Source organism: Pseudomonas sp. B21-053, assembly GCF_026016365.1.
Lineage (GTDB): Bacteria > Pseudomonadota > Gammaproteobacteria > Pseudomonadales > Pseudomonadaceae > Aquipseudomonas > Aquipseudomonas nunensis.
Map to the genome: position 1 here is coordinate 6342370 of NZ_CP087205.1, position 14128 is coordinate 6356497.

General features: G+C 60.5%; 13 protein-coding genes. 9 read left to right on the forward strand and 4 right to left on the reverse strand.

The annotated features are described in order from the left end of the window. Positions 1–83: 83 nt before the first annotated feature. The gene (locus tag LOY68_RS28450) at positions 84–2204 is read right to left on the reverse strand and encodes a mechanosensitive ion channel family protein (RefSeq protein WP_265041183.1); all 2121 of its coding nucleotides are present in this window, start codon (positions 2202–2204) and stop codon (positions 84–86) included. Positions 2205–2518: 314 nt separating this feature from the next. On the opposite strand from LOY68_RS28450, the gene LOY68_RS28455 reads away from it, so the two are divergent. The 5 genes from LOY68_RS28455 (at position 2519) to LOY68_RS28475 (ending at position 7925) form a co-directional block, all read left to right on the forward strand. After that, entirely contained in the window at positions 2519–3721 is a 1203-nt protein-coding gene (locus LOY68_RS28455; protein WP_163911423.1) for an MFS transporter, read from the forward strand. A 209-nt stretch (positions 3722–3930) separates the two neighbouring features. Next, a complete protein-coding gene (locus tag LOY68_RS28460) occupies positions 3931–4857 on the forward strand; it encodes a DUF72 domain-containing protein (RefSeq protein WP_265041185.1) in 927 nt (308 codons plus the stop codon). Next, positions 4854–5651 (forward strand): endonuclease/exonuclease/phosphatase family protein, encoded by a 798-nt coding sequence (locus LOY68_RS28465; protein ID WP_265041186.1) that lies wholly within the window; start codon positions 4854–4856, stop codon positions 5649–5651. Before LOY68_RS28460 ends, LOY68_RS28465 begins: the two co-directional genes overlap by 4 nt. Then, complete coding sequence (gene clsB, locus LOY68_RS28470; protein WP_265041188.1) at positions 5648–6940, forward strand: cardiolipin synthase ClsB; 1293 nt, start codon at positions 5648–5650, stop codon at positions 6938–6940. Before LOY68_RS28465 ends, clsB begins: the two co-directional genes overlap by 4 nt. Beyond that, positions 6927–7925, forward strand: a complete 999-nt coding sequence (locus LOY68_RS28475) for a lysylphosphatidylglycerol synthase domain-containing protein (protein ID WP_265041189.1) — start codon at positions 6927–6929, stop codon at positions 7923–7925. The genes clsB and LOY68_RS28475 overlap by 14 nt, the downstream gene beginning before the upstream one ends. 99 nt (positions 7926–8024) lie before the next feature. On the opposite strand, the gene LOY68_RS28480 is transcribed toward LOY68_RS28475, so the two are convergent. The 3 genes from LOY68_RS28480 to LOY68_RS28490 all read right to left on the reverse strand — a co-directional run bounded on the left by LOY68_RS28480 (position 8025) and on the right by LOY68_RS28490 (position 11166). Continuing rightward, entirely contained in the window at positions 8025–8783 is a 759-nt protein-coding gene (locus LOY68_RS28480) for an alpha/beta hydrolase family protein (protein ID WP_163911407.1), read from the reverse strand. Beyond that, complete coding sequence (locus tag LOY68_RS28485; RefSeq protein WP_265041190.1) at positions 8773–9882, reverse strand: DUF3182 family protein; 1110 nt, start codon at positions 9880–9882, stop codon at positions 8773–8775. The genes LOY68_RS28480 and LOY68_RS28485 overlap by 11 nt, the downstream gene beginning before the upstream one ends. 303 nt (positions 9883–10185) lie before the next feature. Further along, entirely contained in the window at positions 10186–11166 is a 981-nt protein-coding gene (locus tag LOY68_RS28490; RefSeq protein ID WP_163911401.1) for a GlxA family transcriptional regulator, read from the reverse strand. A gap of 101 nt (positions 11167–11267) precedes the next feature. Between LOY68_RS28490 and LOY68_RS28495 the strand changes: the two genes are divergently transcribed. From LOY68_RS28495 to LOY68_RS28510, 4 genes are all read left to right on the forward strand, one after another. Then, positions 11268–11816, forward strand: a complete 549-nt coding sequence (locus LOY68_RS28495; RefSeq protein ID WP_265041193.1) for a cysteine hydrolase family protein — start codon at positions 11268–11270, stop codon at positions 11814–11816. A gap of 270 nt (positions 11817–12086) precedes the next feature. After that, positions 12087–12668, forward strand: a complete 582-nt coding sequence (locus LOY68_RS28500) for a YjfI family protein (protein ID WP_152981122.1) — start codon at positions 12087–12089, stop codon at positions 12666–12668. 24 nt (positions 12669–12692) lie between these two features. After that, the gene (locus tag LOY68_RS28505) at positions 12693–13391 is read left to right on the forward strand and encodes a PspA/IM30 family protein (RefSeq protein ID WP_054052268.1); all 699 of its coding nucleotides are present in this window, start codon (positions 12693–12695) and stop codon (positions 13389–13391) included. 150 nt (positions 13392–13541) lie between these two features. After that, on the forward strand, positions 13542–14105 hold the full coding sequence (locus LOY68_RS28510; RefSeq protein WP_265041196.1) for a rhomboid family intramembrane serine protease: 564 nt from the start codon (positions 13542–13544) through the stop codon (positions 14103–14105). The last annotated feature ends 23 nt before the right edge of the window (positions 14106–14128 follow it).

A 14128-nucleotide genomic window follows, 5' to 3' on the forward strand; every position in this document is an offset into this window, starting at 1 on the left:
CGAGCAAGCCCGCTCCCACATTGGAATGCGTTCCCCTGTGGGAGCGGGCTTGCTCGCGAAGGGGCCATCAGCCACAACATCCATCACTGGCTGCGTGGTTGATTCGGCAGCAACACTGGGGAATTTTCCGGTGCCGGCCCTTCCTCTTCCACGCCATCCACCGCCCGATGCGGCATCAAAACCTGCTGTGGATAAGTCTGCGCGAAGTGCACCCACGGACTGTTATCCACAAGCTTTTTCAAGCGCTGGTTGAACGCCCGGCTCACCGCGTATTGCCCACCGGACACCGTGCGGAACTGCGCCGTCAGCACCACCCCGTTGAGGTCCATCTTGTCGACACCGAATACGTCGAGCGGCCCTTGCAGGTTGTACTTGAGGAACGCGTCGTCGCGGATCGAATCACCGGCCTCGCGGATCAGCTCAATCGCCTTGTCCACATCGGTGTCGTAGGTGAACTGCACCGAGAAGAACGCATAGGCGAATTGCCGCGATTGGTTGGTCACCGCCTTGATCTGCCCGAACGGTACCGAATGCACAAAGCCCTTGCCGTCGCGCAGGCGCAAGGTGCGGATGGTCAGGCCTTCGACGGTGCCGGCGTGGCCGGAGTCGAGCACCACCCAGTCGCCAATCGACAGCGTGTCTTCGATGATGATGAACAGCCCGGTGATCACGTCCTGCACCAGTTGCTGGGAACCGAAACCGATGGCCAGACCGACCACCCCGGCACCCGCCAGCAGCGGTGCAACGTTGATCCCCAGATTGGCCATGGTGGTGATCGCGCAGATCACCACCAGGATGATTTTGATCGCATTGCGCAGCAGCGGCAGGATGGTTTTGACCCGTGTGCTCGGTTGCCGCGTCGAGCGCTTGCTGACCGGCGGTTTCAGCGCTTCCTGAATCGCGGTGTCGAGCACCACCCACAGCAGCCACGTCACCAGGAAGATCAAACCGATGCTGCTCAGCGCATTGCCAATCGCTCGGCCGACGGTGTTTTGCTCGGCGAATTCGAACAGCGAAATGCCCCAGATGCGCCCAAGGATTTCAATGAAGGCCACAGCAATGACGATCCGCAACAAAGCGTGCAGCAGGCTGAGAAAGCGATCCTTGTAGGCGCTGCTGCGCTGGATTCTTTCGGCTTTCCGGGATTTGAACAGGTGCTGGAAAATCGTGCTCAGGAACACCGTGGCGATCAGCAGGATCGTGGTGAACAACGCACAGCGCAGGGCTTTTTGATTGTCCTCGCCGACGCCGATCAGGTTGATCGCCGAGACCATCACCATCAGCAAAATCGGCCAGTACCAGAGACCGGAAAAGATTCGCAGGGATTCTTGCAGCGACGGTTGTTTCAGGCGTTGGGCCAGTGGGCGGTTGCGGATCAGATGCGCCACCGGGCGTCGCAGGCGGATGACCAGATAACCGAAGATGATCGAGGCAAACAGCCCGGTAAACACCGCCACACTGCTGGTGATATTACCGCCCAGTTGTCGGGCGATCTGCGGGCTGGTCAACGCATCGCTGAGCGCCGCAAGGAAGCCGATCAGGAACAGCGGCTTGGGACAGAAATCGCGGATGATCTGCACCGCCGGACGTTTGTGGCCGGTGTTGAACATGACGACCACGCACAGCAGCATCGAGGTCGAGAAAATGCCGCTGCTGGTGGCGTAAGCAAAACACAGCGCCAACGCTCGCCCCGCCGAGGCTTGCAGGAAATGGCTGACGTAAAGGGTCAACGGCAGGCTGGCAATCGCCGGCAGCGTGTAGGGCAGCAGGTAGCCGAGCAGGTCCTGACTGCGTTGGCGGGTGCTTAGCCAACGGCCCTGGATCAGGCGTTTGGCCGCCAGACCGCCGAGCACCGTGAGCAAGGCAAAAGTGCCGAGCCAGACGCCGGACAGCATCAGGAAATCCCCGGTCACGCTCCAGCCGGAACGCGCGGATGGCTGGTTGACCAGTTTGTCGACTTCATCCGCCGCCCGATCCGCGCGCACGCGCCAGGCGTCCACCAGGTTGTCGTTGAGGTCGAGTTTGTCCTGCACGTCGTCGATGCTGGAACTGATGGCGCCGAGCAGGCCGCCCTGGACCAGTGGTTCGGCCGCGGCAGGCGCTTCGGCGGTGGCGGGAACGCCCGGCAGCGCGGCGGCTTCTAGCTCGCCGCTGCCCAGAATCAGCAACGCCCCCAGTAGTATCGCGGTCTTGAACTTGAACAAAACGCGGAGCTCCTTGCGAAGGGTCTGTAAGGAACTGATCGGCAAATGCCGGGCAAGTTCGGTTTTAGCCCGGATTAAACCAACACCGCAACCTCCCTGTGGGAGCGGGCTTGCTCGCGAAAGCGGTGTGTCATTCAACCTATATATCAACTGACACACCGCTTTCGCGAGCAAGCCCGCTCCCACATGGGGACTTGCGGTGCTTTTTCGATATTTGATCTGAACGCAAATATCAAATGCCCATCCCCCTATTTTTCCGCACAACCCAAACCCCGACACTGCGCTCCATCAAATAACCCACCGGAGTTGCAGTCATGCCCATTGCCTTGCTCGCGCTGACGCTCAGCGCCTTCGCCATCGGGACGACCGAGTTCGTCATCGTTGGCCTGTTACCCACCATCGGCGCCGACCTCGGGGTCAGCCTGCCGTCCGCCGGCCTGCTGGTCAGCCTCTACGCCTTGGGCGTGGCCATCGGCGCGCCGGTGCTGACCGCCCTCACCGGCAAAGTCCCGCGCAAATTGCTGCTGTTGTCGCTGATGGTGCTGTTCACCCTCGGCAACCTGCTGGCCTGGAAAGCGCCGAGCTACGAATCGCTGATCATTGCGCGGATCGTTACCGGCCTGGCCCACGGGGTGTTTTTCTCGATTGGCTCGACCATCGCCACCAGCCTGGTGCCGAAGGAAAAAGCTGCCAGCGCGATTGCGATCATGTTCACAGGCCTGACCGTGGCGCTGGTCACCGGTGTGCCGTTGGGGACCTTTATCGGTCAGCATCTCGGCTGGCGTGAAACCTTCCTCGCCGTATCGGCGCTGGGTGTTATCGCGTTTATCGGCAGCCTGTTGTATGTACCGAAAAACATTACCCACAGCAAACCCGCCTCGTTGCTGGAACAACTGCAAGTGCTGAAACAACCGCGCCTGTTGCTGGTGTATGCGATGACGGCGGTCGGGTACGGCGGCTCGTTTATCGCGTTCACCTTCCTGGCACCGATCCTTCAGGACATCTCGGGTTTCAGCGCCAGCACGGTCAGCCTGGTGCTGCTGGTGTACGGCATCTCGGTGGCGGTCGGTAATATCTGGGGCGGCAAACTGGCGGACAAACGAGGCCCGATCAGCGCGCTGAAAATCATCTTCGCCCTGCTCGCTGCCGTGCTGTTTGTACTGACCTTCACCGCCAGCAATCCATGGCTGGCCCTCGCCACCGTGTTGGTCTGGGGTGCGGTCGCGTTCGGCAACGTGCCGGGGCTGCAGGTGTATGTGGTGCGTCAGGCCGAACATCACACCCCGAATGCCGTGGACGTGGCTTCAGGCCTGAACATTGCGGCGTTCAACCTCGGGATTGCCGGCGGTGCGTGGGGCGGTGGCTTGATCGTGGCGAATATGGGGCTGATCCATACCGCGTGGATCGGTGGCCTGGTGGTGTTGGTGGCCCTGGCGCTGACGGCGTGGAGTGGGCGGCTTGACCGGCTTGGGCCGGTGTATGCCGAAAGCTCGACCCGCGTTGTAGCCGGTCACTGATACACATCCCTTGTGGGAGCGGGCTTGCTCGCGAAGGCGGTGGATCAGTTAGCATTAATGTTGAATGAAAGACCGCTTTCGCGAGCAAGCCCGCTCCCACAGTTGATTTGTGCTGTCTTTCAGGAAACTTACCGTCCGTAGCCCCGTGGAAACTTTCTCGTTTGCCCGACAGTCATCAAAAGACGGAGGGTATTCGACGGGGAGGACACATGGCGGCGATTCATATTGGTATTTCAGGCTGGCGCTACACACCGTGGCGCGGGGGGTTCTACCCGAAGGGGTTGACCCAGAAGCGCGAACTGCAATTCGCCTCGCGGGCGGTCAACAGCATCGAAATCAATGGATCGTTCTACGCCCTGCAACGGCCTGAACGCTACCTGCAGTGGTACGACGAAACCCCGCAAGGCTTCGTCTTCAGCGTCAAGGCCCCGCGTTTCATCACCCACATCAGACGTCTACGAGACATCCACAAACCCCTCGCGAATTTCTTCGCGTCCGGGGTGTTGGAACTCAAGGAAAAACTCGGCCCGATCCTCTGGCAATTCCCGCCCAGCTTCAAATTCGACGCGGAGCTGTTTGAACATTTCCTCGAACAATTGCCGCACAACACCGAACAGGCCGCCGCCCTCGCCCGCCAGCACGATCCGCATGTGAATGGCCACGCGAGCCTGAAAGCCCACGGCAAAAAACCGTTGCGCCATGCCGTGGAAATTCGCCACGACAGCTTTGTCGACCCGGCCTTCACCCGTTTGCTGCGGCGCTACAACACCGCCCTGGTGATCGCCGACACCGCCGGCAAGTGGCCGTACCGCGAAGACATCACCAGCGATTTCGTGTACCTGCGCCTGCACGGTGCCGAAGAGCTCTACGCCAGCGGCTACACGCCCCAGGCGCTGGAACACTGGGGCGAACGGATCGATGCCTGGAACCACGGCCGACAACCGGCGGACCCGCATTTGATCGCGCCACGACAAAAACCCAAGGTGCGTAAATCCCGGGAAGTCTTTTGCTATTTCGATAACGACATCAAGGTCCGCGCACCCTTCGACGCACGCAGCCTGCTGGAGCGCTTCCACCTCGACGATGACCTCGCCACCCGCCCCGGTGAACCCGCTGCCGAAGGAGTGCTGTCATGAGCATTTCCGAACCGGTCGGCACCACCGACGAGCAGGAAACCATCATCACCGCGGTGCGCCGCTTTACCGTGCTGACGGTCAATACTCATAAGGGTTTCACCGCGCTCAACCGGCGCTTCATCCTGCCCGAGTTGCGTGAGGCCGTGCGTAGCGTGTCTGCCGATGTGGTGTTTTTGCAGGAAGTCCACGGCACCCACGAGCAGCATCCCCAGCGCTACAGCAACTGGCCGACGATGCCGCAATACGAATTCCTCGCCGACACCCTGTGGCCGCAGTTCGCTTACGGCCGCAACGCGGTGTACCCGGCGGGCGATCACGGCAATGCCTTGCTGTCGAAATTCCAGATCGTGCGCCACGACAACCTCGACGTGTCCATCAGCGGCCACGAGAACCGCGGCATCCTGCATTGCGTGCTGCGCTTGCCTGGCGACGCTCAGGAAGTGCACGCGATTTGCGTCCACCTCGGGCTGCATGAAGCGCATCGCACCGAACAACTGAATTTGCTGACCCGGCGCCTCGCAGAGCTGCCGGAGGATGCGCGAGTGATCGTCGCCGGTGACTTCAACGATTGGCGCCAGCGCGCCGATGCGCTGCTTAAACCTGCGGGCCTGCGTGAAGTCTTCGCCGAACACCACGGCAAACCAGCCCGTACCTTTCCGGCGCGCTGGCCGGCGCTGCGCCTGGACCGCATCTTTGTGCGCAACCTCAAGGCCAGTCGTCCGCAAGTATTGGCCGCGCGGCCCTGGTCCCACCTCTCTGACCACGCACCGCTTTCGGTGGAGATCGAGCTATGAGCAATCCCCCGATGGAGAAAGCCAGCGTGCAACAAATTCCCGCGCCACCGATGGTCGAGCCGGCGGCGGTTGACGTCGAATATGCCTGGCAGGGAAACAACCTTGTCGAGCTACTGGAAAACGGTGAAGCGTATTTCCCGCGGGTGTTCGAGGCCATGCGCGCGGCCAAGACTGAAATCCTCCTGGAAACCTTCATTGTTTTCGAGGACAAGGTCGGCAATGAGCTGCAGCAAGTGCTGATTGAAGCCGCACAAAGGGGCGTGCGCGTCACCGCCAGCCTCGACGGTTTCGGCTGTGGCGAGCTGACCACCGGTTATCTCGCGGCCCTGAGCGAGGCTGGCGTGCACATCCAGATCTTCGACCCGGCGCCCAAGCATCTGGGATTCCGCACCAACTGGTTCCGCCGCCTGCACCGCAAGATTGTGGTGGTCGATGGCACGATTGCGTTTATCGGCGGGATCAACTTTTCCGCCGACCACCTGGCCGATTTCGGCCCCGAGGCCAAGCAGGATTATTCCGTAGAAGTGCAAGGCCCGGCGGTGGCGGACATTCATCACTTCGCGTTGCTGCAAAGCGGTCGTCCGGCTCGCGCCAAGTATTGGTGGCAACGCCGCCGCCAACGACGCTCGGAACTGGCCTTCAATGATCACGACGGCCAGGTCCGGCTGGTGTATCGCGACAACGGCGACCATCGCACCGACATTGAGGAGGTTTACCGGCAAGTCCTGCGCAGCGCCCAGCGCCGTGTCGTGATCGCCAACGCCTACTTCTTTCCCGGTTATCGTCTGCTGCGGGAGATCCGCAACGCGGCCCGGCGTGGCGTCGAGGTGCGGCTGATTCTGCAAGGTCAGCCGGACATGCTGGTGGCCAAGCTTGCCGCACGCATGACCTACGACTATCTGCTCAAGTCCGGCGTACAAATTCACGAATATTGCGAGCGGCCGCTGCACGGCAAGGTCGCCCTGGTGGATGAAGACTGGAGCACAGTCGGTTCGAGCAACCTCGACCCGTTGAGCCTGTCGATGAACCTGGAAGCCAATGTGTTGATCCGCGACCGAACCTTCAACCGCCAATTGTTTGAGCGCCTTGAAGACCTGAGCAACAACCATTGCAAAGCCATGTCGCCGGACAAAGCCCCACGCGGGCGGGTCTGGCACATGACCGTCGGCTTTCTGGTGTTCCACTTCCTGCGCCATTTTCCGGCATGGGCCGGTTGGCTGCCGGCGCACAAGCCGCGCCTGAAACCTTTCATCCATACGGCCGGGAGCGATCATCATGAGCCACTCTGATGCACCACCGGCGACCCACGCCGACAGCGCTACGCCTGCAAAAAAATCCCGTTGGAGCCGTTGGAAAAAACCGCTGACGATGCTGTTTTTCCTGGCACTGATCGTGTTGTTCACGATGCTCGCCCAGCGCATTGAATGGAACGAGGTGTTCGACACCCTGGCCGATTTCAAGGTGCGCACACTGATCATCGCTTCCGGCCTGACGCTGGTGAGCTTCCTGGTCTACGCCTGCTTCGACCTGATCGGCCGCACCTACATCCGCCAGGACCTGACCTGGAAACAGATCCTGCCGGTGGGCATCATCAGCTACGCCTTCAACCTCAACTTGAGCGCGTGGGTCGGCGGTATTGCCATGCGTTATCGGTTGTATTCACGGTTGGGCGTGAGCAAAAGCAACATCGCGAAAATCCTCGGTTTGAGCCTGGCGACCAACTGGTTTGGCTACATGGTGATCGCCGGCGCGATCTTCAGCAGCGGCCTGGTGAGAATGCCGCCGGGCTGGAAACTGAGCAGCGATGCGTTGCAAGTTGTCGGGGTGGTATTGCTGCTGGTGAGCGCGGGGTATCTGGCGGCGTGCCAGTTTTCCAAGCGTCGGGAATGGGCGATACGCGGGGTGGAAATCAACCTGCCGTCGTTGCGCATGGCGGTGCTGCAACTGGCGCTTGGGGCGTTGAACTGGTCGCTGATGGCGGCGGTGATTTTCACCCTGCTGCCAAGCAAGCTGGATTATCCGTTGGTGCTGGGGGTGTTGCTGATCAGCGCGATTGCCGGAGTCATTACGCACATCCCGGCGGGGCTTGGGGTGCTGGAAGCGGTGTTCGTGGCACTGCTGCAACATGAAGCATCGCGGGGCAGCCTGGTGGCGGGGTTGTTGGCGTATCGGGCGATTTATTTCATCTTGCCGCTGTTGATTACGCTGGTGATGTATTTGGTGGTGGAAGCCAAGGCCAAGTCGTTGCGGATTGCGAAGAAACCTCGGGATTAAAAGCAAAATCAAAAGATCGCAGCCTTCGGCAGCTCCTACAGGTGGATGCATTTCAATGTAGGAGCTGCCGAAGGCTGCGATCTTTTGATCTTGCTGGAATCACGATGACTGAATAATGCTCAACCGCTCACCCACCACCATTTCCGTGATCCAGTCCACGAGGATCGAGGTGTAGGCCTGTTGTGAAACGGGGTCGCTCAGGGCGTGATCGGCGCCGTCGATGATGCGGTGGGTCAGCGAGTGCGTCTGCTGGCACGCCGCGCGGTAACTCATGATCGTCGCGTGGGGAATGTGGTCGTCGGTCTCGGATTCCACCAACAGCACATCCCCGGTAAACGCCGCACAGGCATGCAGCGCCCGATTGTTCTCGGAATGCACCAGGGTGCTGCGGTAATCCAGCAGATCCACCTTATCCAGATCCCGCTTGGGGGTGTGCCATTGCTCGTCGCGATACAGCGCTGGCACCCGCAGCGCCAGCCAGCGCACCGGGCGCAATGACGTGAGAATCGCCGCCAGGTAACCGCCATAGCTGGTGCCGACCACCGCAATCGCCGAAGTGTCTAGAGCTGGGTGTGCGAGCAAGCGGTCGTAAGCGGCCAGCAAATCTCGCAGGTTGTCCTCGCGAGTCACTTGGGACAAGGCAATGCCGGTGCCCCCCGTGTGACCGCGCAAGTCGAAGGTCAAACAGACACAGCCCAAACCGGCGATGCCTTTGGCGCGTTCCAGATCTCGTTCCTGACTACCGCCCCAGCCGTGCACAAACAACACGCCCGGGACTTTCGATTTGGGGCTCAGGAAATGCCCGGTCATCTGTTCGCCGTCTATATCGATTTCAATCGTTTCGCTTCTAGCCGTCATAGGATTTGACCGTTACGTACTTGAGAAGAAAGTCGCTGTTTTCCGCCGGGCCGCGATACACCTCGATGGCATCCGCCGGCAGCGGTTGATCGATGTAGGTTTCCACCGACGACACGCGAATCGCGCTCATCCCCGGATCGTTGATAAAGCTCTGCAGCGCGGCGACTTCGGCGCTGCTGGCCCCGCCCATGCGCCAGGATTGTTCGAGTACGCCGCTGCGTTGTTTGCCGTTGCTGTCCAGGCCCTGAGCGATGTCGTAATTGCGCCGCGAAGCGTAGAAACCGGGGTAAGCCTCGTCCGCTGCGTTGTCGAATACCTGGGCTTGCTGGATTGCCAGGCGCACATCGTCCGGCAGCTCCAGTTCCAACAAATCCTCGTAGTAGCCCTGCACCACCAGCAAGTTGGAACCTCCGTAAACCTGCTCGCCTCGACCGTCTTCGGTCAAGTATTGATCGCCGCAGTAACTCAGCACCTTGTCGCCGATAAAGGTCTGGCCAACGCTGTGGGTAATCACCTGGTCGAGGTCCTGCTCCAGCACGACGCCCTCGGTGAACAGCTGCTCGGCGTCAGGCCGGGCGAGGATGGCGTCGAACTCGCTCAGGCTTTTGATCACTTCCTGGCCGCGTCCAGCGCAGGCATGAATCGGTTTGAGGCGGATCGGGCCGCTCTCGAGCAAGTGCTCCGCCGCCGGGCGCGCGTCCTCCAGCGAAAATACGCTGAGACCATCGAGAACGACGTGGCGCACGCGTTCGGAAAACAGCGGTGACCAGCCTTCCGGCGCCTGGGCATCACGATTGAGCAAACCGTGGCTGATGGCTTTGGTGCAGATGAAGTCGTGGTCGACGTAGCCGCCCCACAAATCCTCCGGGCCCCTGACCCCCAGTTGCCGAGCGTTAGCGACGCCCACCAGGGTCTGGGTCGGTAATAGATACAGGTCGCGGCCGCTGTGCTGTTCGGGATCGTAGCTGCCGCCGTACTTGAGCCCGAGGATCTGCGCCAGCCACTTGGCCAGCGCCCGATTGGTTTCGACTTCGTGCAGCGGGGCTTCAGGCCGAACGGAATGGGCGACGACCAGTTTTTTGCGATTTGTTGGGGTCATGCGTCCCCCTTCAATCTGCGCTGATGAATGTGGCTTGAGGGGTGCAGGGATCAAGCCAACGGTGCCTGAAAATAAATGGCTTTCAGATCAGGCGGTTGCTCAAACGATGATGGCGTTAGGCCTGTTTGATTCTGCACGACTTACTTCAAGACTAGAGCATTTTGCACGGTCCGAAGACTTGCACCGTTTCCCTGTGGGAGCGGGCTTGCTCGCGAAAGCGGTATTTCAGACACATTGATGCTGACTGACACTCCGCCTTCGCGAGCAAGCCCGCTCCCACAGTTTGATTGGCTGTGTAGTTCGCTATCGGGTGACGGCCCCAAACCGCGCCCGATAATCACTCGGCGCCAGCCCGGTGATTTTCTTGAACGTGGCGCGAAACGCGCTCGGGTCTTGATAGCCCACGGTCCAGGCGATGTGGTCGATGGTGCCGTTGGTGAATTCGAGCATTTCCCGCGCCTTGCCGACTCGCAAATGCTGGCAGTATTCGGTGGGTTTGAGCCCGGTCGCCGTGCGGAATCGGCGCAGGAAGGTGCGCTCTTCCAGCCCTGCGCGCTCGGCCATCGCGGTCAGCGACACATCGGTCGCGCCGGTGCTTTGCAGCCAGTGCTGGACCTTGAGAATCGACGCATCGCCATGGCTGAGAATCGGCGCAAAGTTGCTGCCGCACTGGCTCGCGCTGTCGCTGTGTTCCACCACCAGAAACCGTGCAGTGCCGCTGGCGATGCTCGGCCCGAGCAAGCGATCGACCATGCGCAAACCCAACTCGGACCAGGCCATCAACCCTGCGGTGGTGATCAGGTCGCCGTCATCGACGATGGGCGTGTCGGCCAAGAGTTTGATCGCCGGGTAACGTTCGGCAAAGGTTTTGGCCGAGGTCCAGTGGGTGGTGGCGCTGCGACCGTCGAGCAGCCCGCTTTCCGCCAGCAAGATCGAACCCACGCACACGCCGCCCAAGGTCGCGCCTTGGGCATGTTGCTGGCAAATCCAGCGAATCACGCCTTGTGGCGCCTGGCTCTCGGAAAAGCCGCCAATCGATGGCGGGATCATCACTGCTACCAAGGCGCTGTCCGGGCCGGGATGACTGTCGTACACCCGCTCGGGCACCTGATCGCCCTCGCCGCGCCAATGACTGATGCGCAGCATCGGCAATTGCGCCGCCTGATGCTCCGCAGCAATCCGGTTCGCGACCCCGAACAGGTCCGTCAACCCATGCACCGCCGCCATCTGCGCGCCGGGATAGATCAACACGCCCAATTCGGCGACTGGCCTTTCTACGCCCATTGTCAGTTTTCCCCCTTCTATTGTCGGTGCGGCCAATCCTCGGCGGGCCGGCCAGCGCCGATACTTCATTCCACACCCACACACACTTCGAGGAAACACTCATGGCCAAGCAAGCGCTCATCGTAGTCGATATCCAGAACGACTACTTCCCCCAAGGCAAGTGGCCGCTGGTCGGCGCCGACGCGGCGGCGGACAAGGCCGTACGGCTGATCAACGCCTTCCGCGAGGCCGGTGATCCGGTGGTGCATATCCGCCACGAGTTCACCTCCGACGCGGCGCCGTTCTTCACCCCCGGCTCTGACGGCGCGAAGCTGCACCCCAAAGTCCTCAACCGCGCAGACGAACCGGTGGTGCTCAAGCACTTCGTCAACTCGTTCCGCGAAACCGAACTCGAAGCCATCCTTGACCAACAAGGCATCGAAAACCTGATGGTGGTCGGCAGCATGAGCCACATGTGCGTCGATGGCATCACCCGCGCCGCCGCTGATTTGGGCTACAACGTGACAGTGATCCACGACGCCTGCGCCAGCCGCGATCTGGAGTTCAACGGTGTGACGGTTCCGGCTGCCCACGTTCACGCAGCTTTCATGTCGGCACTGGGATTTGCTTATGCGAGCGTAGTGTCCGCTGAGGAATTCCTCGCCAGCTGACACCATCGAAACAATTGGTTAAATAAAAAGGCCCGCAGCGATCTCGCGCTGCGGGCCTTTGTATTTCCATCCGTAAAAAATCTCACGCGTGAGCTATTGAGGGCCTCGAAAATTCACTGTAGTGTTTCTCACGCGTGAGATTTTCACTACGGAGTCACCAGCATGAAAAGTAGCTCTCCGTCAGGTCCGCCTGCCGAGCCTGTTACCGATACAGCGAGCCGCAAGGGAGAGCGCTCGAAGCCGTCCGCGAAAAAACCGTCGAGCTTCTACATGAAGCAGATGCGTGCGGGCCTGGGTGCCGCCGGTTATGTGAAACACGAGACTTGGGTGCTTCCCGAAAACCGAAGCCTGCTCAAGCAGATGGAGAAACAGCTACGCCAACCGATCCTGGCTGGCTCATTCATGTCGGAGAATTACATGAGCGCAGGTACAAACTGGAACATCGACCGCCTCTTCAGCGCCCTCCAGGCCCTTGATGAAGTGGTTTCCAACGACATCACCCTTTCCCTCGTTCAGGGCTCCGAGCCGAGCATCAAGCTGGAGATGAACGACTTCGGCGGCTTGCCGATTTACATCGCGGTGGTGGGCGAGCAGATCATCGTCGACACCGTGCTGGTGGACGTCGAGTCGATCAAGGACGTGCCGGCCTTCAATGACGCCGTACTGCGCAGCCGCGAGCTGTTCCCGTTGTCCTCGATCGGTATCGAGTCGATGCCGAACGGGCAGACCGTCTACAACATGTTTGGCGCATTGAGCTCCGATTCCAGCCTGACCAACGTTGTGACCGAGGTCAAAACCCTCGTCGACAACGTGCAGCGCGCCAGCGAAGCCTTTGAACGGTTCTTCCATTAATTTTTCAGGAATAGGCGATATCCAATGACTCAGTCCATTTGGAGCAAATTGTTCACCGCGCTGCGCGGCGGCGCCAGTGAAGTCGGCGAGTCCATCGTCGACCAACAGGCCCTGCGTATCCTCGACCAGGAAATCCGCGACGCTGATGGCGCCTTGGCCAACGCCAAGCGCGAGCTGGTCACCATCATGGCCAAGCACAAGCTGTCGGCCGATCGCGTGGCCGAGTACAACGCCAAGATCAAGGACCTGGAATCCAAGGCCATGGCCGCGATCCAGGCCAACCGCGAAGACTTGGCGCTGGAAGTGGCCGAAGCCATTTCGACCCTGACCAACGAGCTCGACGTCGAGCAGAAGCAAGCCACCGAATTCGGCGGTTACGCGGACAGCATGCGCAAAGACATCACCAAGGCCGAAAGCCGGATCAAAAGCCTGCGCCAGCAAGTGGACATGGCCAAGGCTCGCGAAAGCGTGCAGAAAGCCCAGGTCAGCGCTTCGATTGCCAGTGGCGGCGCCAACGGCAAGCTGGAAACCGCCGTCGGTACGCTGAACCGTTTGCAGGCCAAGCAGCAGCAACGTGCTGCCGAGCTGCAAGCCCAGGACGAACTGGCCGACGTATCGACCGGCACTGACCTGGAGCGCAAACTGCGCGAAGCCGGGATTACGCCAGACACCGGCAGCGCGAATGCGATCCTGGAACGCCTGAAGCAAAAATCGGCGGAGTAATCAGGCCGGGCGCAAAACCTGTGGGAGCGAGCCTGCTCGCGAAGAGGGAGTATCAGTCGACATCGATGTTGCCTGATACATCGCTTTCGCGAGCAGGCTCGCTCCCACATGGGTTGTGGTGATCAACTTTTTATCGAGTCGAGGTCAAGGATGGATGCCCTGAAGGGTTTCAAGACAATCGCCGGCCTGGCGATTTTCATGGTCGCGCTGCAAGTGTTCAACGCCGTCAGCGGCTACAGCCTCCTTTCATTTGGCCTGGTCCCGAGAACCCTTTACGGGCTGCCTGGCATCTTCACCTCGCCTTTTCTCCACGCATCTTTCGCTCACTTGAGCGCCAACCTGATTCCCTTCTTGATCCTCGGCACGTTGGTTATCGTCGACGGACTCAACCGTTTCATCGCCGCCAGCGCGATCATCATCGGCCTGGGCGGCTTGTTGGTCTGGCTGTTCGGTTTTTCCGGCGTGCACATTGGCGCCAGCGGCTGGGTGTTCGGGCTGTGGGCGTACATCCTGTCGCGCGCCTGGTTCCAGCACAGCTGGGGCAACCTGATCACGGCGATTGTCGTCGCGTTGTTGTATGGCGGATTGGTCTTTGGTTTCCTGCCGCGCCAGGGTGTTTCCTTCGAAGGTCATATCGCCGGGGCTTTTGCCGGATTTATTGCAGCCAAGGTACTTCTCTCGGCGCCGCGCAACAGGTTTAATGCCGCCCGGTAACTGCAGATTCGGGCCACGAGCAT

Coding starts and splice junctions, on each gene's coding strand:
- LOY68_RS28455 (WP_163911423.1), top strand. CDS start 2,519: ATGCCCATTGCCTTGCTCGCGCTGACGCTCAGCGCCTTCGCCATCGGG.
- LOY68_RS28460 (WP_265041185.1), top strand. CDS start 3,931: ATGGCGGCGATTCATATTGGTATTTCAGGCTGGCGCTACACACCGTGG.
- LOY68_RS28465 (WP_265041186.1), top strand. CDS start 4,854: ATGAGCATTTCCGAACCGGTCGGCACCACCGACGAGCAGGAAACCATC.
- clsB (WP_265041188.1), top strand. CDS start 5,648: ATGAGCAATCCCCCGATGGAGAAAGCCAGCGTGCAACAAATTCCCGCG.
- LOY68_RS28475 (WP_265041189.1), top strand. CDS start 6,927: ATGAGCCACTCTGATGCACCACCGGCGACCCACGCCGACAGCGCTACG.
- LOY68_RS28480 (WP_163911407.1), bottom strand. CDS start 8,783: ATGACGGCTAGAAGCGAAACGATTGAAATCGATATAGACGGCGAACAG.
- LOY68_RS28485 (WP_265041190.1), bottom strand. CDS start 9,882: ATGACCCCAACAAATCGCAAAAAACTGGTCGTCGCCCATTCCGTTCGG.
- LOY68_RS28490 (WP_163911401.1), bottom strand. CDS start 11,166: ATGGGCGTAGAAAGGCCAGTCGCCGAATTGGGCGTGTTGATCTATCCC.
- LOY68_RS28495 (WP_265041193.1), top strand. CDS start 11,268: ATGGCCAAGCAAGCGCTCATCGTAGTCGATATCCAGAACGACTACTTC.
- LOY68_RS28500 (WP_152981122.1), top strand. CDS start 12,087: ATGAAGCAGATGCGTGCGGGCCTGGGTGCCGCCGGTTATGTGAAACAC.
- LOY68_RS28505 (WP_054052268.1), top strand. CDS start 12,693: ATGACTCAGTCCATTTGGAGCAAATTGTTCACCGCGCTGCGCGGCGGC.
- LOY68_RS28510 (WP_265041196.1), top strand. CDS start 13,542: ATGGATGCCCTGAAGGGTTTCAAGACAATCGCCGGCCTGGCGATTTTC.